Raw genomic sequence first — 18,722 nt, forward strand, 5'->3', positions numbered from 1 at the left:
ACGAGAAATCGTCCGGTACCCCGAGCGGACTGGAACGGAAGGCCGCCGTCGCGTGAGTACAAGCCAACAGCCAGATCCCAGGGACCGCCCCGCGCGGCTCACCGTCGGCGTCGTCGGCGCCGGACGCGTGGGCCCCGCGCTCGCCGCCTCCCTCCAGCTCGCCGGGCACCGCCCGGTCGCCGCCTCCGCCGTCTCCGACGCCTCCCGGCGGCGCGCCGCGCAGCTCCTGCCCGACATCCCCCTCGTGCCGCCCGCCGAGGTCCTGGCGCGCGCCGACCTGGTCCTGCTCACCGTCCCCGACGACACCCTGCCCGGCCTTGTCGCGGGCCTCGCCGAGACCGGCGCCGTCCGGCCAGGCCAGCTCCTCGTGCACACCTCCGGGCGGTACGGCGCGAAGGTGCTCGACCCGGCGCTGCGCGCGGGCGCGCTGCCGCTGGCCCTGCACCCGGCGATGACGTTCACCGGCACGCCCGTGGACGTGCAGCGGTTGGCCGGCTGCTCGTTCGGCGTCACCGCGCCCGAGGAGCTGCGGCTGGCCGCCGAGGCCCTGGTGATCGAGATGGGCGGCGAACCGGAGTGGATCGCCGAGGAGCGGCGCCCGCTGTACCACGCGGCGCTCGCCCTCGGCGCCAACCACCTGGTCACCCTGGTCGCCCAGTCCATGGAGCTGCTGCGCGAGGCCGGCGTCGAGGCCCCCGACCGGATGCTCGGCCCGCTGCTGGGCGCCGCCCTCGACAACGCCCTGCGCTCCGGTGACGCGGCCCTGACCGGCCCCGTCGCGCGCGGCGACGCCGGCACGGTCGCCGCGCACGTCGAAGAGCTGCGCAAGCACGCGCCGCAGACCGTCGCCGGATACCTGGCGATGGCCCGCGCCACCGCCGACCGGGCGCTCGCCCACGGACTGCTCAAGCCGGAACTCGCGGAGGACCTCCTCGGGGTACTCGCCACCGGGACCGACGGGATCGACGGCACCGAAGGGGACGCCCGATGACCACCACCCTGCTGCGCACCGCCGACGAACTCCACGCACGCACGCGTGGCGGCCGCCGCGCCGTCGTGATGACCATGGGCGCCCTGCACGAGGGCCACGCCACACTCATCCGCACCGCGCGCGGGATCGCCGGCGCCGACGGTGAGGTCGTCGTCACCGTCTTCGTCAACCCGCTGCAGTTCGGCATGGGCGAGGATCTCGACCGCTACCCCCGCACCCTGGACGCCGACCTCAAGATCGCCGAGCAGGCCGGCGCGGACGCCGTCTTCGCGCCGTCCGTCGAGGAGGTCTACCCGGGCGGCGAGCCCCAGGTCCGCGTCAGCGCCGGCCCCATGGGGGAGCGGCTGGAGGGCTCCTCGCGCCCCGGCCACTTCGACGGCATGCTCACCGTCGTCGCCAAACTGCTGCACCTCACCCGCCCCGACGTCGCCCTGTACGGCCAGAAGGACGCCCAGCAGCTCGCGCTGATCCGGCGCATGGTCCGTGACCTGAACTTCGGCGTGGAGATCGTCGGCGTGCCCACCGTCCGCGAGGACGACGGACTGGCCCTGTCCAGCCGCAACCGCTATCTCTCCCCGCAGGAGCGGCGCACCGCGCTCGCGCTCTCCCGCGCCCTGTTCGCCGGCCGCGACCGGCACGCCGCCCAGGAGGCACTGCGCGCACGCGCGCGTGAGGTGCCCGCCACGCACGCGCGTGCCGAGGCCCTCAGCGCCCTGGGCGAGTCCCGCGCCGCCGCCGACGCGCACGCCGTGGCCACCGTCGCCCCCGGCGGGCCGGCCGCCGTACGCGCCGCCGCGCGGGCCGTCCTCGACGAGGCCGTCCGTCTGGACCCGCCGCTCGAACTGGACTACCTCGCACTCGTCGACCCGTCCGACTTCAGCGAGATCGGGGACGACTTCACCGGCGAGGCCGTCCTCGCCGTCGCCGCCCGGGTCGGCTCGACCCGGTTGATCGACAACCTTCCTCTCACCTTCGGAGCCGCCTCGTGAACAGCACAGGCATACGACTGCACGCGCCCGCCCCCGGGTGGTCCATCGCCGCGGACGTGGTGGTCGTCGGCTCCGGCGTCGCCGGCCTGACCGCGGCCCTGCGCTGCGAGGCCGCCGGCCTGAACACGGTCGTCGTCACCAAGGCCCGCCTCGACGACGGCTCCACCCGCTGGGCGCAGGGCGGCATCGCTGCCGCCCTCGGCGAGGGCGACACCCCCGAGCAGCACCTCGAGGACACCCTCGTGGCCGGCGCCGGGCTGTGCGACGAGGAGGCCGTGCGCGTCCTGGTCACCGAGGGCCCCGACGCCGTACGGCGGCTCATCGCGACCGGCGCCCACTTCGACGAGTCCGCCGAGGGCGGCCTCCAGCTCACCCGCGAGGGCGGTCACCACCGGCGCCGTATCGCCCACGCCGGCGGCGACGCGACCGGCGCCGAGGTGTCCCGGGCGCTCGTCGAGGCGGTACGCGCGCGTGGCGTGCGCGCCATCGAGAACGCGCTCGTGCTCGACCTGCTCACCGACGCCGACGGCCGCACCGCGGGCGTCACCCTGCACGTGATGGGCGAGGGCCAGCACGACGGCGTGGGCGCCGTGCACGCGCCCGCGGTCGTCCTCGCCACCGGCGGCATGGGCCAGGTGTTCTCCGCGACCACCAACCCGTCCGTGTCCACGGGCGACGGCGTGGCGCTCGCCCTGCGCGCGGGCGCGGAGGTCTCCGACCTGGAGTTCATGCAGTTCCACCCGACCGTGCTCTTCCTCGGCCCCGAGGCGGAGGGCCAGCAGCCGCTGGTCTCCGAGGCAGTGCGCGGCGAGGGCGCCCACCTGGTCGACGCCGACGGCGTGCGCTTCATGATCGGGCAGCACGAACTGGCCGAGCTGGCACCGCGCGACATCGTCGCCAAGGGCATCATGCGCCGCATGCTGGAGCAGGACGCCGAGCACATGTTCCTCGACGCCCGGCACTTCGGCGCCGACATGTGGGAACAGCGCTTCCCGACCATCCTCGCCGCCTGCCGCGCCCACGGCATCGACCCGGTCCACGAGCCCATCCCGATCGCCCCGGCCGCCCACTACGCCTCCGGCGGCGTACGCACCGACCTGCACGGGCGTACCACCGTCCCCGGCCTGTACGCGTGCGGCGAGGTCGCCTGCACCGGCGTGCACGGCGCGAACCGGCTCGCCTCCAACTCCCTGCTGGAGGGCCTGGTCTACGCCGAGCGCATCGCCGCCGACATCGCCGACAGCCACGCCGGGAGCGACCTGCACGCGCGTGTGCCCGAGCCGGTGCCGTACCCGGACAAGCCCGCGCACCCGCTGCTCAGCCCCGAGACCCGGTTCGCCATCCAGCGGATCATGTCCGAGGGCGCGGGCGTGCTGCGCTCGGCCGAGTCCCTCGGCCGGGCCGCCGACCAGCTCCAGCGCCTGCACACCGAGGCCCGTGACGCGCTGGAGGAGAACGGCAAGACCGCCGAGCCCGGAGTCGACACGTGGGAGGCCACCAACCTCCTGTGCGTGGCCCGCGTGCTGGTCGCGGCCGCCCAGCAGCGCGAGGAGACCCGCGGCTGCCACTGGCGGGAGGACCGCACCGAGCGCGACGACACCACCTGGCGCCGCCACATCGTCGTACGGCTGAACCCGGGCAGGTCGCTCGCCGTGCACACCACCGACACCGCCGACTTCCCCCCGACCCGCCCCGAGGCCCACGCGCCCCGGCGTCCCCAGGAGCAGTGACCCAAGTGACCGATCAGGACCTTCCCCTCGCCTCGAACGGCGGCTGCGGCGACGGCTGCGCCTGCGGCGCGGAAACCGACGAGGAGTACCTGGAGTGCGGCCTCGACCCCGCGCTCGCCGGCCTCCTCGCCGACGCCGGACTCGACCCGGTCGAGGTCGAGGACATCGCCAACGTCGCCATCCAGGAGGACCTGGACGGTGGCGTGGACGTGACGACCGTCGCGACGATCCCGGAGGACGCCGTCGCCACGGCCGACTTCACCGCGCGTGAGGCGGGCGTCGTCGCCGGCCTGCGGGTCGCCGAGGCGGTGCTCTCGGTCGTGTGCACCGACGAGTTCGAGGTCGAGCGGCACGTCGAGGACGGCGACCGCGTCGAGGCCGGGCAGAAGCTGCTGTCGGTCACCACGCGCACGCGTGACCTGCTCACCGCCGAGCGCAGCGCCCTGAACATCCTGTGCCGTCTGTCCGGCATCGCCACCGCCACGCGCGCGTGGGCGGACGTGCTGCAGGGCACGAAGGCACGCGTGCGGGACACCCGCAAGACGACGCCGGGCCTGCGCTCGCTGGAGAAGTTCGCGGTGCGCTGCGGCGGCGGCGTCAACCACCGCATGTCGCTGTCCGACGCGGCCCTCGTGAAGGACAACCACGTTGTCGCCGCGGGCGGCGTCGCCCAGGCCTTTAAGGCCGTACGGGAGGCCTTCCCCGAGGTGCCGATCGAGGTCGAGGTCGACACGCTGCACCAGCTGCGCGAGGTCGTGGAGGCAGGCGCCGACCTGATCCTGCTGGACAACTTCACGCCGACCGAGTGCGCCGAGGCCGCCGGGATCGTCGGCGGACGGGCACTGCTGGAGGCGTCGGGCCGGCTGACGCTCGACACCGCGCGCGCGTACGCGGAGACCGGTGTGGACTTCCTCGCCGTGGGCGCGCTCACCCACTCCTCGCCGATCCTCGACATCGGCCTGGACCTGCGCGAGGCGGAGTAGGGACCGGCCATGCTGCTGACGATCGACGTAGGCAACACGCACACCGTCCTCGGGCTGTTCGACGGGGAGGAGATCGTCGAGCACTGGCGCATCTCCACCGACGCCCGCCGTACCGCCGACGAACTGGCGGTCCTCCTCCAGGGCCTGATGGGCAAGCACCCGCTGCTCGGTGACGGCCTGGGCGCCGGCATCGACGGCATCGCCATCTGCGCGACCGTGCCCTCCGTGCTGCACGAGCTGCGCGAGGTGACGCGCCGCTACTACGGCGACGTGCCGGCCGTGCTGGTCGAGCCGGGCGTGAAGACGGGCGTGCCGATCCTCTTCGACAACCCCAAGGAGGTCGGCGCCGACCGCATCATCAACGCGGTCGCGGCGAACGAGCTGTACGGCGGCCCGGCGATCGTCGTCGACTTCGGTACGGCGACCACGTTCGACGCCGTCTCCGCGCGCGGGGAGTACGTCGGCGGGGTCATCGCGCCCGGCATCGAGATCTCCGTCGAGGCGCTCGGCGTGCGGGCCGCGATGTTGCGCAAGATCGAGGTCGCCCGCCCCCGCAGCGTCATCGGCAAGAACACCGTCGAGGCCATGCAGGCCGGCATCGTGTACGGCTTCGCCGGTCAGGTCGACGGCGTCGTCAGCCGCATGGCCCGCGAACTCGCCGACGACCCCGAGGACGTCACGGTCATCGCGACGGGCGGCCTGGCACCGATGGTCCTCGGCGAGTCCTCGGCCATCGACGAACACGAACCGTGGCTGACGCTGATCGGCCTGCGGATGGTCTACGAGCGGAACGTGTCGCGCATGTGAGACGCGAGCCGGCGGCTCCGGTGCGGTGGCGGGGACGGGGCGCCCTTACCCCCGCCGCGCCGGGCGGTGGGTGCCGTGTCCCGGGCAGCCGCCGGCCCGAAGCCCGCGGGCTCAGGGCCGGCGCCCGCATGGTGCCGTCCGTGTGGCGCCGGCCGTGTGGTTCTCGCCGCGCCCACCCGGGTGGCTCGTTGCGCGACGCGCTGGCGATGTGTCTGGTTTGTCTGATTAGCGCGTATGGTCGCCGCATGCCCACGCCATACGGATCCCGCGGCGGCATGGCGTTCGGTGTGGAGGAGCTGCGTGTGCTCCGCCGCGCTCTCGCCCTCGCCCTGAACCCCGCCCCCGCCTCGGCCGAGGACGTCCAGGACTGCCTCCGCCTCGCCGAGTCCCTAGACGAGGCGATGCGCGAGGGCGCCCGGCTGAGGGCCTTCCTCGTGGCCGACCTCGGCCGCTACCGCGCCGCGCTCCCGGGCACCGCCGCCGGCTACCTCGCCCTGCTCGACGAGGCGCTGGGCGCCGGATACCGGCCGGACCCGGACGACCTGGCCGCCCTGCGCGCCCTGCGCGGCAACCCCGTCGCGGCCGCCCTGCTCGACCGCTGCCGGACCATGGCCGAGCAGGACGTGCGGGCCCGCCTGGCGCGCGGCACGGCGGTTCGTGGGGCGACCGGCACGGACGTACCGACCGTGCCCGCCTGCCGCACCCGTCTGCTCGCCCTGCCGGGCGGCCGCACGGCAGCGGACGAAGGCCCCGCGGGTGACGGCGACAAGCCGGAGAAGCAGCCCGCGCAGAAGCCGGCGCCCGCCACCCCGCCGTCCCCGTCGGATCCCGCACCGGACCGCCGCCCCGTCCCGACCCCGGGCGAGGTCTTCCCGCGCCGCAAGCCCGCATCCTCGCCCGCCAAGCCGCCCCAGCATCTGGCGGTCGGCTGACGCCTGCCGCGTTCACCCACCCGGGCGGGGCCGGCCGAATCGTCCGACCCCGCCCGAAATCCGCACGCGCGCGTGGCTACTCTGGAGCCATGGACTACGTCTCCGCGCTCCTGCCCCCGGTCGTCATGGCCGTGTTCTTCGTCGGCGTGATCCGGGTGATCGTCAAGACCCAGGGCGGCGCCAACAAGGCCAAGGAGGACGCGGCCGTCGACGCCGCCCTCGCGCGCGCGGAGGGCGCCCGTCAGGTCTCCGCCGGCGGCGACGCCTGACGGCACCGGCCGTCCACCACCGCGTCAGCCGTCCATGACCGCACCGGCCGTCCATCACCGCGTCGCGGCACCCTCCCCGGCGTACGACTCCCGTGCAGCCTCCGCCGCCGAGTCGTACGCCCTTTTTGTTCGTGTTCGCCGCCGAAGTGCACGTCCGGCACGCCAATGGCGGGATGTCCCACTATTGTGTCGAGTTGTGCCTCGCCCATTGGGAGAACTCGAAGACGCGGTCATGACGCGGGTGTGGAAGTGGAACCGCCCCGTCACGGTTCGAGAAGTCCTGGAAGATCTGCAACAGGAACGGTCGATCGCCTACACGACGGTCATGACCGTTTTGGACAATCTCCATCAGAAGGGCTGGGTGCGCCGTGAAGCGGAAGGCCGGGCCTATCGATATGAGGCGGTCTCCACCAGAGCCGCCTACGCCGCTGCCCTGATGAACGACGCCTGGACCCAGAGCGACAACCCCGCCGCCGCTCTCGTCGCCTTCTTCGGCATGATGAGCGACGAACAACGGCAGGCCTTGCGCGACGCCCTGCGCATCATCCGCGACGGCGGCGAGGAACCCGTCGCGGAAACGGCGGCGGCTCCCGAAGACGCGGAAGGAGCCGGCCCGAACCCCGCCGATGCACAGGAGAACCCCGGCTCGGCGACGAGGGGCGGCGGGCGATAGCGTCCCGTCATGTCCGCACGAAGCCCGGAACCCACCGCTAAAGCCATCACCGTCCGGCGGGCGCGCACCAGCGATGTCCCCGCCGTGCGCCGACTCCTCGACGCCTACGCCCGTGACGGCATCCTGCTCGACAAAGCGATGGTGACGCTTTACGAGGACATCCAGGAGTTCTGGGTCGCGGAACGCGACGACAACGCCGAGGTGGTCGGCTGCGGCGCGCTGCACGTGATGTGGGAAGACCTCGCGGAAGTACGCACTCTCGCCGTGAAACCCGGCCTGAAGGGCGCGGGCGTTGGCCACCGGGTCCTGGAGAAGTTGCTGCAGACCGCGCGCTGGCTGGGTGTTCGCCGCGTATTCTGCCTGACCTTCGAAGTCGACTTCTTCGGCAAGCACGGCTTCGTGGAGATCGGTGAGACACCGGTGGACCGCGATGTCTACGCGGAGCTCCTGCGTTCCTATGACGAGGGTGTCGCGGAGTTCCTCGGTCTCGAACGAGTGAAACCGAACACCCTGGGCAACAGCCGGATGCTTCTGCATCTGTGATCGCCGGGCAACGGGCAAGCGGGTCAACGCCTATTCGGCGCGACGACAGGCTGCCCTGGTTCCCTATGTCCGAAACGCGCACGTTTCCGTCCCGGGGCGGATGGAGCGGTCTCCGCCAGGGGTTTGTGTTTTTCCGGCAAAAGCGGTTTGCTTTCCGACGTACTGCTGCACTGCATATAACAGGGGCGGTGGCGAAACGGGCGGACGCCACGCTCCCCGACCCTCAGTGTTTTCGATGAAAGGAAATCCGGTGGCACAGAAGGTTCAGGTCCTTCTTGTCGACGACCTCGACGGCGGCGAGGCAGACGAGACCGTGACGTTCGCGCTGGACGGGAAGACGTACGAGATCGATCTCACGACCGCCAATGCGGACAAGCTGCGCGGGCTTCTCGAGCCGTACGTGAAGAATGGGCGTCGTACCGGAGGCCGTGCGTCCGGCGGTCGCGGAAAGGCGCGTGCCGCTTCCGGCGGTACGCAGGACACCGCCGCGATCCGCGCCTGGGCCAAGGAGAACGGCTACGAGGTCAATGACCGCGGCCGGGTTCCCGCGTCCATTCGCGAGGCCTACGAGAAGGCCAACGGCTGAGCGCACGCGCGCCTCAGGCGGATCCGGTGGCACTGCGTGGCCACCGTGTCCACCACCCGTACGAGATCTGGGGTGCCCGCGCGGCCCCCCAGCGCCGACATCGTCGGCAGTGAGGACTCGGCCTCGCTCCCCGGCACGGGGGGCCGCAGCCATACGGCGGCCCCCTGCGAAGCGGCGGAGCGGCCGATGCCGGCCGCCCATGCGCCGACCGCCCCGGCACCGGCCGGCGTTCTCACGACGGCCGGCCCCTCAGGCCCGCCTCCGGCCGGCGCCCGCCCTCCCGCGACGGCCGATCCCCTCGGCCCGGTCACGGCCGGCTCTCCCGGCCTGTCCGCGGCCCCTTCCCCGGCCGGCCGGGCGGACCCCGCCGGCCGCGCCGGCGCATCCGCCCATGAGTCCTGCGGCTGCCCGGGAGGCGCCACCGGCAGGGGGGCCTCCAGCGCGCTGCCCGGGCCCAGCGCCCTCAGGTCCAGGAACGCGGCGAGCGGGCCCCACTCCAGCCACTCCAGCAGGCCCGGCAGCTCCTCCGCGCTGCCCGGGGCCAGCAGGAACCACATCCGCCCGCGCTGCACGGCCACGGGCGAGGCGGGGGCCAGGTGGCGCAGCGCCGCCCGCCCCGCCTCGGCGGGGACGTCCAGGACGTCGAAGCGCGGGCCCACGGAAAGTCGTACCGGCTCCCCGGGCACCACCGGCCAGCCCAGTTCGTTCTCGTACCAGTGCCGGAGCGGATCGACCCGCTCGGGCGACCGCCGGGGGAAGGGAACCGTGGGCCATGGGGGGACTGCGCCAGCCATGCCAAGTGCAACAGTCAAAAACCCCTGCGGGTTACGCTGGGTGCCTCGATGTGTGCGCACAGTTCCGGCCCTGGGGGTGCGCGGGAGCGCCAGGAGGCGCAAGGTTGTTCGCCCGTAGCGGAGGGAAGCCGTGCACGCGGCATGGACTGTCCGTCGCAGCGGGTAAGACATCCCTAGTGGGAGGGGGCGACACGCAGCCCGGGACGTCTCCCGTTCGCCATCGGCGTACTGGCGACTGGGGTAACTGCCTGGCCTGCGGGAACATCGTCTCGCACCATCGGGTTGGAGCAGATGTCGGCGTTCGGGGTCAGGAGGCCATCGACGGTGTCGGCAGTTGGAATGAGCGGTCCCCGCTTGCGGGACTAAGCTGCGGAAGGACAGGGAGGGGAAGTTCCCCCCACTGCCTGACCGCTCTGAGGAGCGATTAACGATGTTCGAGAGGTTCACCGACCGCGCGCGGCGGGTTGTCGTCCTGGCTCAGGAAGAAGCCCGGATGCTCAACCACAACTACATCGGCACCGAGCACATCCTCCTGGGCCTGATCCACGAGGGTGAGGGTGTCGCCGCCAAGGCCCTTGAGAGCCTCGGGATTTCGCTCGAGGCGGTCCGCCAGCAGGTGGAGGAGATCATCGGGCAGGGCCAGCAGGCACCGTCCGGCCACATCCCCTTCACACCCCGTGCCAAGAAGGTGCTGGAGCTCTCGCTGCGCGAAGCGCTGCAGCTGGGCCACAACTACATCGGCACGGAGCACATCCTGCTCGGCCTGATCCGTGAGGGCGAGGGCGTCGCCGCCCAGGTCCTGGTCAAGCTGGGCGCAGATCTCAACCGCGTGCGGCAGCAGGTGATCCAGCTGCTCTCCGGTTACCAGGGCAAGGAGACCGCCGCTGCGGGCGGCCCTGCCGAGGGCACCCCCTCGACGTCCCTGGTCCTCGACCAGTTCGGCCGGAACCTCACCCAGGCCGCTCGTGAGTCCAAGCTCGACCCGGTCATCGGGCGCGAGAAGGAGATCGAGCGGGTCATGCAGGTGCTGTCCCGCCGTACCAAGAACAACCCGGTCCTGATCGGTGAGCCCGGCGTCGGCAAGACCGCCGTCGTCGAGGGCCTCGCCCAGGCCATCGTCAAGGGCGAGGTGCCCGAGACCCTCAAGGACAAGCACCTCTACACCCTCGACCTCGGCGCCCTGGTCGCCGGCTCCCGCTACCGCGGTGACTTCGAGGAGCGCCTGAAGAAGGTGCTCAAGGAGATCCGCACCCGCGGCGACATCATCCTGTTCATCGACGAGCTGCACACGCTGGTCGGTGCGGGTGCCGCCGAGGGCGCCATCGACGCCGCTTCGATCCTGAAGCCGATGCTGGCCCGCGGTGAGCTGCAGACCATCGGTGCGACGACGCTGGACGAGTACCGCAAGCACCTGGAGAAGGACGCGGCCCTGGAGCGCCGCTTCCAGCCCATCCAGGTCGCCGAGCCGTCCCTGCCGCACACGATCGAGATCCTCAAGGGCCTGCGCGACCGGTACGAGGCGCACCACCGCGTCTCCATCACCGACGAGGCGCTGGTCCAGGCCGCCACCCTGGCCGACCGGTACATCTCCGACCGCTTCCTGCCGGACAAGGCGATCGACCTGATCGACGAGGCCGGCTCGCGGATGCGCATCCGCCGGATGACCGCTCCGCCGGACCTGCGTGAGTTCGACGAGAAGATCGCGGGTGTCCGCCGCGACAAGGAGTCCGCGATCGACTCCCAGGACTTCGAGAAGGCGGCGTCTCTCCGTGACAAGGAGAAGCAGCTGCTGGCGGCGAAGGCCAAGCGGGAGAAGGAGTGGAAGGCCGGCGACATGGACGTCGTCGCGGAGGTCGACGGCGAGCTGATCGCCGAGGTCCTCGCCACGGCCACCGGTATCCCGGTCTTCAAGCTGACCGAGGAGGAGTCCAGCCGCCTGCTCCGTATGGAGGAGGAGCTGCACAAGCGGGTCATCGGCCAGAACGACGCCGTCAAGGCGCTGTCGAAGGCGATCCGCCGTACGCGTGCCGGTCTGAAGGACCCCAAGCGTCCGGGTGGCTCGTTCATCTTCGCCGGCCCGTCCGGTGTCGGTAAGACCGAGCTGTCCAAGGCCCTCGCCGAGTTCCTCTTCGGTGACGAGGACGCGCTGATCTCCCTCGACATGTCGGAGTTCAGCGAGAAGCACACGGTGTCGCGTCTCTTCGGTTCGCCCCCCGGTTACGTGGGCTACGAGGAGGGCGGCCAGCTGACGGAGAAGGTGCGCCGCAAGCCGTTCTCGGTCGTCCTCTTCGACGAGGTCGAGAAGGCCCACCCGGACATCTTCAACTCGCTGCTGCAGATCCTGGAGGACGGTCGCCTGACCGACTCCCAGGGCCGGGTCGTGGACTTCAAGAACACGGTCATCATCATGACGACCAACCTCGGCACCCGGGACATCTCCAAGGGCTTCAACCTGGGCTTCGCCGCCGCGGGTGACACGAAGACCAACTACGAGCGCATGAAGAACAAGGTGTCGGACGAGCTCAAGCAGCACTTCCGCCCCGAGTTCCTCAACCGCGTCGACGACGTGGTCGTCTTCCCGCAGCTGACCCAGGACGACATCCTGCGGATCGTCGACCTGATGATCGGCAAGGTGGACGAGCGCCTGAAGGACCGGGACATGGGCATCGAGCTGTCCCAGGCCGCCAAGGAGCTGCTGTCCCAGAAGGGCTACGACCCGGTGATGGGCGCGCGGCCGCTGCGCCGCACGATCCAGCGCGAGATCGAGGACTCGCTGTCGGAGAAGATCCTCTTCGGCGAGGTGCGCCCCGGTCAGATCGTGGTCGTGGACACCGAGGGCGAGGGCGACGAGAAGACCTTCACCTTCCGCGGTGAGGAGAAGTCGGCGCTGCCCGACGTCCCGCCGATCGAGCAGGCGGCCGGCGGTGCCGGGCCGAACCTGAGCAAGGACGCGTAAGCGTCAGGGGCCAAATGAAGGGGGCCGGTGCTTTCGAGCACCGGCCCCCTTCGGCATGTCCGGACGCCTCGTCCGTCTGCGGACGTCCTACGACAGCTGTCCGTCGTAGTCCGGCAGCTTGAACGCCTTCTCGGCGTGGCCGCCGGAGAGGTCGGTGGCGCTGTTGCCGATGTTCGCGATGATCGTGTAGCCCTGCTCCTCGATCTGGGCGCGCTGCGCGGTCTTGTAGGCGGCGACGTCCTTGAACAGGTCGAACAGGCCGCGGACACGCAGGCCTGCGACGTCGTAGCCGTCGTGCTCCAGGTTGAACTCGGTGGGGGCGTAGAGGATGCCGGGGCGGGCGGTGACGAAGAAGAGCGAGACGCCGTGCTGCTGGGCGTACCGGGCCACCTGAAGGACCGGCTTGTTGGCCGGCTGGGGGAAGTGGAAGCCGAAGTCGGTCTCCAGGGTCGTGTTGTCGATGTCGAGGACGATCGCCTGGCGCTCGCCCGGCCGGGCGGCGGCGATCCGCTGCTGCAGGTACGGCAGCGCCTGGTCCATCACGCTCTGGCAGTCCCGCTGCCAGGTGGTGTAGTCGACGGCCCCGGCCGTCGTCGTGCCCACCGCGGCGGGTGCCGCGGGGGCCGCCGTCTCCGCCGCGTGCGCGGGGGCGGCCAGGGCCGTCACGGCGGCCGCTGAGACGGCGGCCGTCGAGGTCCGGCGCAGCCAGGCGCGTCTGATCGTCATGTGGGGGTTCCTCTCCCGTCCGTACACACGGTGGTGTCGTGTGCATGCTCTTTGGTGAGGGTGGCGCGGGAGGAACCGTAGGGTTACCGGCTGGTAAGTAGCTAGAGGTCTGCGCCACATTCACACAGGCGTCCGGGCGCCTCGGCGGTGACGTGCCGCACGCGACCTGCGTCACGTACGAGGCGGAATAGTGGCCGGGGGAGATCCGCAAAAAGGACTTTCGGTCCGGAACCGCCCTGCTGGTGGGGTGTTCAGGGGTGTTTTGCCCGGAATGTTAGTTCCGCCGGAAGTCGAAGGTTTTGCGTTGGAGTACTAGGACTCGTCGTAGATCACACATTTGAGCTGATCTGCCCCGGGGGGTTACCAAGGATGAGCCCATCCGGCGAGATGCCTTGCGTCGGGTGGCCTTTCTCTGTCCCCGGCTTCACGAGGTTCACATGTCCCAGCGCGTCACGTCCCGTCCGTCCCGTACGTCCGCCATCCGTACCCGTGCCGCTGTGCTGGCCGCCGGTCTGGGGGTCTCGGTCGCGCTGGGAGCCGGGGTCGCGGCCGCCGCCGACGCCACGTCCGCCTCCACCACCGCCACCGCCACCGCCACCGCGGTCGAGGCGCAGGCCGCCGCGCAGGCCAAGTCCGCGCAGGCCGCCAAGGCCGCCGCTGCCGCCAAGGCCAAGGCCGCTGCTGCCGCCAAGCAGGCCGCCGCGAAGAAGGCTGCCGCTCAGAAGGCCGCCGCGAAGAAGAAGGCCGCCTCCTGGGTGCACCCGGTGGCGCACTACACGCTGTCCGCGAGCTTCAACCAGGCCGGCGGCATGTGGTCGCACCGCCACTCCGGCCAGGACTTCGCTGTGCCGCTCGGCACCAACGTGGTCGCCGCCCACGGCGGCACGGTCGTCAAGGCCGGCGGCAACGGCGCCGGTGACGGCCCCGCCTACGGCAACGCCATCGTCATCCGGCACGGCAACGGGACGTACTCCCAGTACGCCCACCTGTCCCGTATCGACGTGAAGATCGGGCAGGTCGTGGCCACCGGCCAGCACATCGCCAAGTCCGGCAACACCGGTAACTCCAGCGGTCCGCACCTGCACTTCGAGATCCGCAAGACGCCGAACTACGGCTCCGCGATCAACCCGGTCACCTTCCTGCGGGCCAAGGGTCTGTCCGTCTGACCCGCCGCCGCCCCACGGGGGCGGACGCTCAGGCGCCCTTGTGCGCCTGAGCCACCAGATCGAACGCGACCTCGAGGGTGGCCCTGCGCTTCTCCTCGGGGTCGCCTTCGACGTCCTGCAGGACGAACATCCCGGCGTGCAGGGTGAACATCGCGCTGACGCAGCGGACCTTGTCGACCAGGTCGGCGTCCGGGTCGACCAGGATGTCCCGCAGCCCGAGCATGCGCTCCTTGAACATCTCGCCGATGCGCAGCTCCCGCACCGTCGCCTGGTTCTCCTGCATGAAGCGGAAGAGCGGGGTCGCGCCGGCGAGCGCGTCGCTGTAGCGGCGGACGATCTCCTGCTTGGTCTCGAGGGTGTGCGGCTGCTGCCGGCCCCACTCGATCAGGTCCTCGATCGGCCGGGACAGATCCTCGAAGATGCTGACGAGGATCTCTTCCTTGGTCTTGAAGTGGTAGTACAGCGCCGCCTTGGTGACGTCCAGGCCTTCGGCGATCTCCCGCAGGGAGGTCTTCTCGTAGCCCTGCTCGGCGAAGAGTGCGAGCGCGACGTCCTGGATGCGCTGGCGAGTGTTCCCGCGACGCTGCTGCTTGGTGCCGTCCATGGTGACGTCCATCTTCGTCCTCCTAGGGCTTCCCCGGAAACTTACCTGCCGCCCGGCTGGTAAAACTTACTTGACGACCGGCTAGTTACGGAGCTACCTTCCCAGTGTAGGGATAACTAGCCGGTCGGCAAGTAAGTAGCAGTTGCTGGGGGAAGTGGGGACGATGGCCGCCACAGAAACACTCGAGACAGACACGGGCAAACGCCCCAGGAGCGTGCGGGTCGTCCTGCTCGCGCTCATGATCACGATGATGCTCGCCATGCTGGACAACATGATCGTCGGCACCGCGATGCCGACCATCGTGGGTGACCTGGGCGGTCTCGAGCATCTCTCCTGGGTCGTCACCGCCTACACCCTCGCCACCGCCGCCTCCACCCCGCTGTGGGGCAAGATCGGTGACATGTACGGGCGCAAGGGCTCGTTCATGGCCTCGATCGTGATCTTCCTGATCGGCTCGGCGCTCAGCGGCATGGCGCAGGACATGGGTCAGTTGATCGGTTTCCGGGCCGTGCAGGGCCTGGGCGCCGGTGGTCTGATGGTCGGCGTCATGGCGATCATCGGCGACCTGATCCCGCCGCGGGAGCGCGGCAAGTACCAGGGCATGATGGCCGGCGTCATGGCGCTGGCGATGATCGGCGGCCCGTTGGTCGGCGGCACGATCACCGACCACTGGGGCTGGCGCTGGGCCTTCTACATCAACCTGCCGCTCGGTGTCGTCTCGCTCGGCCTGATCAGCGTGGTGCTGCACCTGCCGAAGAAGCGGGCCCAGGCCCGCATCGACTATCTGGGCGCCGCGCTGCTGACCGTCGGCATCACCGCGATCGTGCTGGTCACCACCTGGGGCGGCACCGAGTACGCCTGGACCTCCGCGCGGATCATGGAGCTGATCGGCATCGGCGTCGTCGCGCTGATCGGGTTCGTCTTCTGGCAGACCAAGGCCGCCGAGCCGGTCGTGCCGCTGCACATCTTCCGCAGCCGCAACTTCACGCTGATGTCGATCATCGGCTTCATCACCGGTTTCGCGATGTTCGGCGCCACGCTGTTCCTGCCGCTGTACCAGCAGGCCGTGCAGGGGGCGTCCGCCACGAACTCCGGGCTGCTGCTGCTGCCGATGCTCGGCGCGATGCTCGTCACCTCGATGGTGGCCGGGCGGGTCACGACCAACAGCGGGCGGTACAAGGTCTTCCCGATCGTCGGCGGTGTGCTGATGGTCGTCGGGCTGTATCTGCTGTCGACGATGGACACGGGGACGTCGCGGTTCACGTCCGGGCTCTACATGGCCGTGCTCGGTCTCGGCATGGGCTGCCTGATGCAGATCACCATGCTGGTCGCGCAGAACAGCGTGGAGATGAAGGACATGGGCGTCGCGTCCTCCTCCACCACCTTGTTCCGGACGCTCGGTTCGTCCTTCGGTGTCGCGATCATGGGCGCGCTGTTCAACCACCGGGTGCAGGACCTCATGGCCGAGAAGGCCGGGTCGCTGGGGTCGAAGATCACGGAGAAGTCCGCGCAGCTGGATGCGGCGAGCCTGGCGAAGCTGCCGGCCGCGGCGCGGGAGGCGTACCAGCATGCGGTGTCCTCCGGGACGCATGCGGCGTTCCTGCTCGGTGCGGTGGTTGCCGTGGTCGTGCTGGTGTCGGCGCTGTTCGTCAAGGAGGTGCCGCTGCGGGGGGCCGGCCCTCAGGCGGGCGGTGCGGAGGCGGCCGCGCAGGCGGCGGTCGTCGAGGCCGTGTGACGTGTAGCTGGTGATGCGGGGCGCCCGTCGATTTCGGCGGGCGCCTTGTTGTGTCCGGCGTCGGCGGTGCTGCCCACCGGTTACGGGACGGAGGGCGGGAGGATGGGGTAGCTGCCTGTGTTGGTGGGGGCGTGTTCCGGTAGCCACAGGACTGCTACCGCGCCCTCGGCCGGTATGTGGGGTGGGGCGCCGGCCGGGCGGATGTTGCGGAAGGTCAGGCGGGCGCCGAGGACGCGGGCCTGGCCGGCGGCGATGGTCAGGCCCAGTCCGTGGCCGTGGCCGGCGCGGTCGGTGCTGCCGGTGCGGAAGCGGCTCGGTCCCTCGGCGAGGATGTCCTCGGGGAAGCCGGGGCCGTGGTCGCGCACCCGGATGACGCGGCCCTCCACGGTGACCTCGATGGGCGGCTTGCCGTGCCGGGCGGCGTTGGCCAGCAGGTTGAACAGCACGCGTTCCAGCCGGCGGGGGTCGGTGGTGACCTCCGATTCGTGGACGACCCGGACCTCGATCTCCGGGTCCTTGACCGCGACTCGGCGGGCGACGAACTCACCCAGCAGGATGTCCTGCAGCTCTGCCCGCTCCGAGGCGCCGTCCAGGCGGGCCACCTCCAGGACGTCCTCCACCAGGGTGCGCATCGCCTTCGCCCGGTCCAGCACCAGCTCGGTCGGGCGGCCGGGCGGCAGCAGCTCGGCCGCCGTGAGCAGTCCGGTCACCGGGGTGCGCAGCTCGTGCGCGATGTCGGCGGTCACCCGGCGTTCGGCCTCCAGCCGCTGCTGGAGCGCGTCCGCCATGGCGTCCACCGCGCTCGCCAGGTCGTCGGTCTCGTCCCGGACGATCCCGCCGATGGCGTCCCGCACCCGCACCTCCGTCTCCCCGCGGGCGACCTGGTTGGCGGCGGCCGCCGCCTTGCGCAGCCGGCGCGACAGCTGCCCGCCGATGAGCACGCCGAGCGCGCTGCCGCCCAGTACGACGGCGATGGAACCGATGACCAGGGCCTGGTCGAGGTCGCGCAGGATGTCCGTGCTGCGGTCGGTGAAGTGGGTGTGCAGCGAGAGGATGCGCCCGTCCTTCGCCGGGGTGGCGGCCCAGATGTCCGGCGGGTGACCCCGGTGATCGGAGACATAGGTCGCCACTCGGTTGGCCAGGACCCGCTCACGCAGCGGTGTGGGCAGACCGGCGTCGTTGATCGCGACGCCGGGGAAGTTCGCCCGGTGGGTGAGGTCGTAGTTCCGCTGGGCGATCTCGATTCGCTCCACGGCCAGATCGCGGGCGTTGTCCAGCATCGACACCCGTGCCGCGTTGTGCACGACCAGGCTGAGCACGATCGCCACCAGCGCGCCGACCAGCGCGATGGCAGCGCTGAGCTTCCATCTCAGCCCCGTCCGGATACCAGCCCGCTGCAGACGCTCAGGAAGCAGACGTCGCACGATCCCCCGCATGCCGGGCCCCGCTCAGGCCTTCAACTTGTAGCCGAAGCCGCGGACCGTCTCGATGCGGTCCTGGCCGATCTTGGTTCGCAGCCGCTGCACATGGACGTCGACGACGCGGGTGTCCCCACCCCAGCCGTAGTCCCAGACGCGCTCCAGGAGCTTGTCCCGCGACAGGACCGTGCCCGGCGCGGAGGAGAACTCCAGCAGCAGGCGCATCTCGGTCGGGGTCAGCGCCACGGGGTGGCCGGCCCGGCGCACCTCCATGCCGTCCGTGTCGACCTCCAGGTCGCCGAAGGTCAGCACACCGCCGTCGTCCGCCGGGGCCGCGCCGTCCGCCTGCCGGTCACCGCCGGCGTGCCCGAAGCGGCGCAGTACCGCGCGGATGCGGGCGACCAGCACGGCCCCGTCGAACGGCTTGGTCACGTAGTCGTCGGCGCCCGCCTCCAGGCCCAGGACCACGTCGATCGAGTCGGCGCGCGCCGACAGCATGATCACGGGGACGGTGGACTCGTCGCGGATGCGCCGGCACAGGCTGACGCCGTCCAGGCCCGGGACCATGACGTCCAGCAGGGCGATGTCGGGGCGGTTCGCCCGGAACGCCTCCAGACCCGACAGGCCGTCGGGCATGGCGGTGACCACGAAGCCGTCCCGCTCCAGGGCGAGCTGGGTGGCCTCGCGGATGACGTCGTCGTCCTCGACGAACAGGACGTGGGTCTGGTCTGCCATCCCGGTGCTCTCAGTCCTTGTGTGTTTCTCGGTCGTACGGCTCTCTGCATGGACGCGTGGAACTCGCGGTGCGTTCACTCCTCCA

The 18,722-nt window shown here is 71.1% G+C and carries 18 protein-coding genes; 13 read left to right on the plus strand and 5 right to left on the minus strand.

The features are described from left to right. Positions 1–52: 52 nt before the first annotated feature. The 10 genes from AB0J12_RS24180 (at position 53) to AB0J12_RS24225 (ending at position 8,503) form a co-directional block, all read left to right on the plus strand. Complete coding sequence (locus AB0J12_RS24180) at positions 53–991, plus strand: DUF2520 domain-containing protein (protein WP_363266455.1); 939 nt, start codon at positions 53–55, stop codon at positions 989–991. After that, positions 988–1,980: a pantoate--beta-alanine ligase gene (panC, locus tag AB0J12_RS24185; protein WP_363266456.1), complete on the plus strand. Its 993-nt coding sequence runs from the start codon at positions 988–990 to the stop codon at positions 1,978–1,980. The genes AB0J12_RS24180 and panC overlap by 4 nt, the downstream gene beginning before the upstream one ends. Further along, entirely contained in the window at positions 1,977–3,710 is a 1,734-nt protein-coding gene (locus tag AB0J12_RS24190; protein WP_363266458.1) for an L-aspartate oxidase, read from the plus strand. The genes panC and AB0J12_RS24190 overlap by 4 nt, the downstream gene beginning before the upstream one ends. 5 nt (positions 3,711–3,715) lie before the next feature. Next, positions 3,716–4,693 (plus strand): carboxylating nicotinate-nucleotide diphosphorylase, encoded by a 978-nt coding sequence (gene nadC / locus AB0J12_RS24195; RefSeq protein ID WP_363266459.1) that lies wholly within the window; start codon positions 3,716–3,718, stop codon positions 4,691–4,693. 9 nt (positions 4,694–4,702) lie between these two features. Continuing rightward, positions 4,703–5,500 carry a type III pantothenate kinase gene (locus AB0J12_RS24200; RefSeq protein ID WP_363266460.1) on the plus strand — a complete coding sequence of 266 codons (798 nt, stop codon included), beginning with the start codon at positions 4,703–4,705 and terminating at the stop codon, positions 5,498–5,500. Positions 5,501–5,775: 275 nt separating this feature from the next. Further along, complete coding sequence (locus AB0J12_RS24205) at positions 5,776–6,432, plus strand: hypothetical protein (RefSeq protein WP_363266496.1); 657 nt, start codon at positions 5,776–5,778, stop codon at positions 6,430–6,432. Positions 6,433–6,521: 89 nt separating this feature from the next. Further along, positions 6,522–6,701, plus strand: coding sequence for a hypothetical protein (locus tag AB0J12_RS24210; protein WP_363266461.1), 180 nt, complete (start codon positions 6,522–6,524; stop codon positions 6,699–6,701). A gap of 196 nt (positions 6,702–6,897) precedes the next feature. Further along, on the plus strand, positions 6,898–7,374 hold the full coding sequence (locus AB0J12_RS24215) for a BlaI/MecI/CopY family transcriptional regulator (RefSeq protein ID WP_363266462.1): 477 nt from the start codon (positions 6,898–6,900) through the stop codon (positions 7,372–7,374). Positions 7,375–7,383: 9 nt separating this feature from the next. Continuing rightward, positions 7,384–7,917: an amino-acid N-acetyltransferase gene (locus AB0J12_RS24220; protein ID WP_361633733.1), complete on the plus strand. Its 534-nt coding sequence runs from the start codon at positions 7,384–7,386 to the stop codon at positions 7,915–7,917. A 250-nt stretch (positions 7,918–8,167) separates the two neighbouring features. Beyond that, on the plus strand, positions 8,168–8,503 hold the full coding sequence (locus tag AB0J12_RS24225; protein ID WP_363266463.1) for an Lsr2 family protein: 336 nt from the start codon (positions 8,168–8,170) through the stop codon (positions 8,501–8,503). Here the strand turns inward: AB0J12_RS24225 and AB0J12_RS24230 are convergent. Next, a complete protein-coding gene (locus tag AB0J12_RS24230) occupies positions 8,482–9,297 on the minus strand; it encodes an SCO3374 family protein (RefSeq protein ID WP_363266464.1) in 816 nt (271 codons plus the stop codon). The two genes, AB0J12_RS24225 and AB0J12_RS24230, sit on opposite strands and share 22 nt — an antisense overlap. Positions 9,298–9,727: 430 nt before the next feature. Between AB0J12_RS24230 and AB0J12_RS24235 the strand changes: the two genes are divergently transcribed. Next, positions 9,728–12,253, plus strand: coding sequence for an ATP-dependent Clp protease ATP-binding subunit (locus AB0J12_RS24235; protein ID WP_363266465.1), 2,526 nt, complete (start codon positions 9,728–9,730; stop codon positions 12,251–12,253). A gap of 87 nt (positions 12,254–12,340) precedes the next feature. Here AB0J12_RS24235 and AB0J12_RS24240 read toward each other — a convergent pair whose 3' ends face one another. Then, positions 12,341–12,979, minus strand: coding sequence for an HAD family acid phosphatase (locus AB0J12_RS24240; RefSeq protein ID WP_363266466.1), 639 nt, complete (start codon positions 12,977–12,979; stop codon positions 12,341–12,343). A gap of 437 nt (positions 12,980–13,416) precedes the next feature. Between AB0J12_RS24240 and AB0J12_RS24245 the strand changes: the two genes are divergently transcribed. Further along, the gene (locus tag AB0J12_RS24245; protein WP_363266467.1) at positions 13,417–14,145 is read left to right on the plus strand and encodes a M23 family metallopeptidase; all 729 of its coding nucleotides are present in this window, start codon (positions 13,417–13,419) and stop codon (positions 14,143–14,145) included. A gap of 28 nt (positions 14,146–14,173) precedes the next feature. Here the strand turns inward: AB0J12_RS24245 and AB0J12_RS24250 are convergent, their stop codons facing one another. Then, on the minus strand, positions 14,174–14,761 hold the full coding sequence (locus tag AB0J12_RS24250) for a TetR/AcrR family transcriptional regulator (protein WP_363266468.1): 588 nt from the start codon (positions 14,759–14,761) through the stop codon (positions 14,174–14,176). Between the two features lie 151 nt (positions 14,762–14,912). Between AB0J12_RS24250 and AB0J12_RS24255 the strand changes: the two genes are divergently transcribed. After that, a complete protein-coding gene (locus tag AB0J12_RS24255) occupies positions 14,913–16,484 on the plus strand; it encodes an MDR family MFS transporter (RefSeq protein WP_363266469.1) in 1,572 nt (523 codons plus the stop codon). Between the two features lie 80 nt (positions 16,485–16,564). Here AB0J12_RS24255 and cseC read toward each other — a convergent pair whose 3' ends face one another. Beyond that, the gene (cseC, locus tag AB0J12_RS24260) at positions 16,565–17,920 is read right to left on the minus strand and encodes a two-component system sensor histidine kinase CseC (RefSeq protein ID WP_363266470.1); all 1,356 of its coding nucleotides are present in this window, start codon (positions 17,918–17,920) and stop codon (positions 16,565–16,567) included. A 12-nt stretch (positions 17,921–17,932) separates the two neighbouring features. Beyond that, on the minus strand, positions 17,933–18,637 hold the full coding sequence (cseB, locus tag AB0J12_RS24265; protein WP_363266471.1) for a two-component system response regulator CseB: 705 nt from the start codon (positions 18,635–18,637) through the stop codon (positions 17,933–17,935). Between the last annotated feature and the right edge of the window lie 85 nt (positions 18,638–18,722).

This window comes from Streptomyces sp. NPDC049915 (genome assembly GCF_040656475.1).
Lineage (GTDB): Bacteria > Actinomycetota > Actinomycetes > Streptomycetales > Streptomycetaceae > Streptomyces.

Excerpts from the sequence above, each read along its gene's own strand:
- panC (WP_363266456.1), top strand. The coding sequence starts at position 988 with ATGACCACCACCCTGCTGCGCACCGCCGACGAACTCCACGCACGCACG.
- AB0J12_RS24200 (WP_363266460.1), top strand. The coding sequence starts at position 4,703 with ATGCTGCTGACGATCGACGTAGGCAACACGCACACCGTCCTCGGGCTG.
- AB0J12_RS24205 (WP_363266496.1), top strand. The coding sequence starts at position 5,776 with ATGGCGTTCGGTGTGGAGGAGCTGCGTGTGCTCCGCCGCGCTCTCGCC.
- AB0J12_RS24210 (WP_363266461.1), top strand. The coding sequence starts at position 6,522 with ATGGACTACGTCTCCGCGCTCCTGCCCCCGGTCGTCATGGCCGTGTTC.
- AB0J12_RS24220 (WP_361633733.1), top strand. The coding sequence starts at position 7,384 with ATGTCCGCACGAAGCCCGGAACCCACCGCTAAAGCCATCACCGTCCGG.
- AB0J12_RS24230 (WP_363266464.1), bottom strand. The coding sequence starts at position 9,297 with ATGGCTGGCGCAGTCCCCCCATGGCCCACGGTTCCCTTCCCCCGGCGG.
- AB0J12_RS24235 (WP_363266465.1), top strand. The coding sequence starts at position 9,728 with ATGTTCGAGAGGTTCACCGACCGCGCGCGGCGGGTTGTCGTCCTGGCT.
- AB0J12_RS24240 (WP_363266466.1), bottom strand. The coding sequence starts at position 12,979 with ATGACGATCAGACGCGCCTGGCTGCGCCGGACCTCGACGGCCGCCGTC.
- AB0J12_RS24245 (WP_363266467.1), top strand. The coding sequence starts at position 13,417 with ATGTCCCAGCGCGTCACGTCCCGTCCGTCCCGTACGTCCGCCATCCGT.
- AB0J12_RS24250 (WP_363266468.1), bottom strand. The coding sequence starts at position 14,761 with ATGGACGTCACCATGGACGGCACCAAGCAGCAGCGTCGCGGGAACACT.
- AB0J12_RS24255 (WP_363266469.1), top strand. The coding sequence starts at position 14,913 with ATGGCCGCCACAGAAACACTCGAGACAGACACGGGCAAACGCCCCAGG.
- cseC (WP_363266470.1), bottom strand. The coding sequence starts at position 17,920 with ATGCGGGGGATCGTGCGACGTCTGCTTCCTGAGCGTCTGCAGCGGGCT.
- cseB (WP_363266471.1), bottom strand. The coding sequence starts at position 18,637 with ATGGCAGACCAGACCCACGTCCTGTTCGTCGAGGACGACGACGTCATC.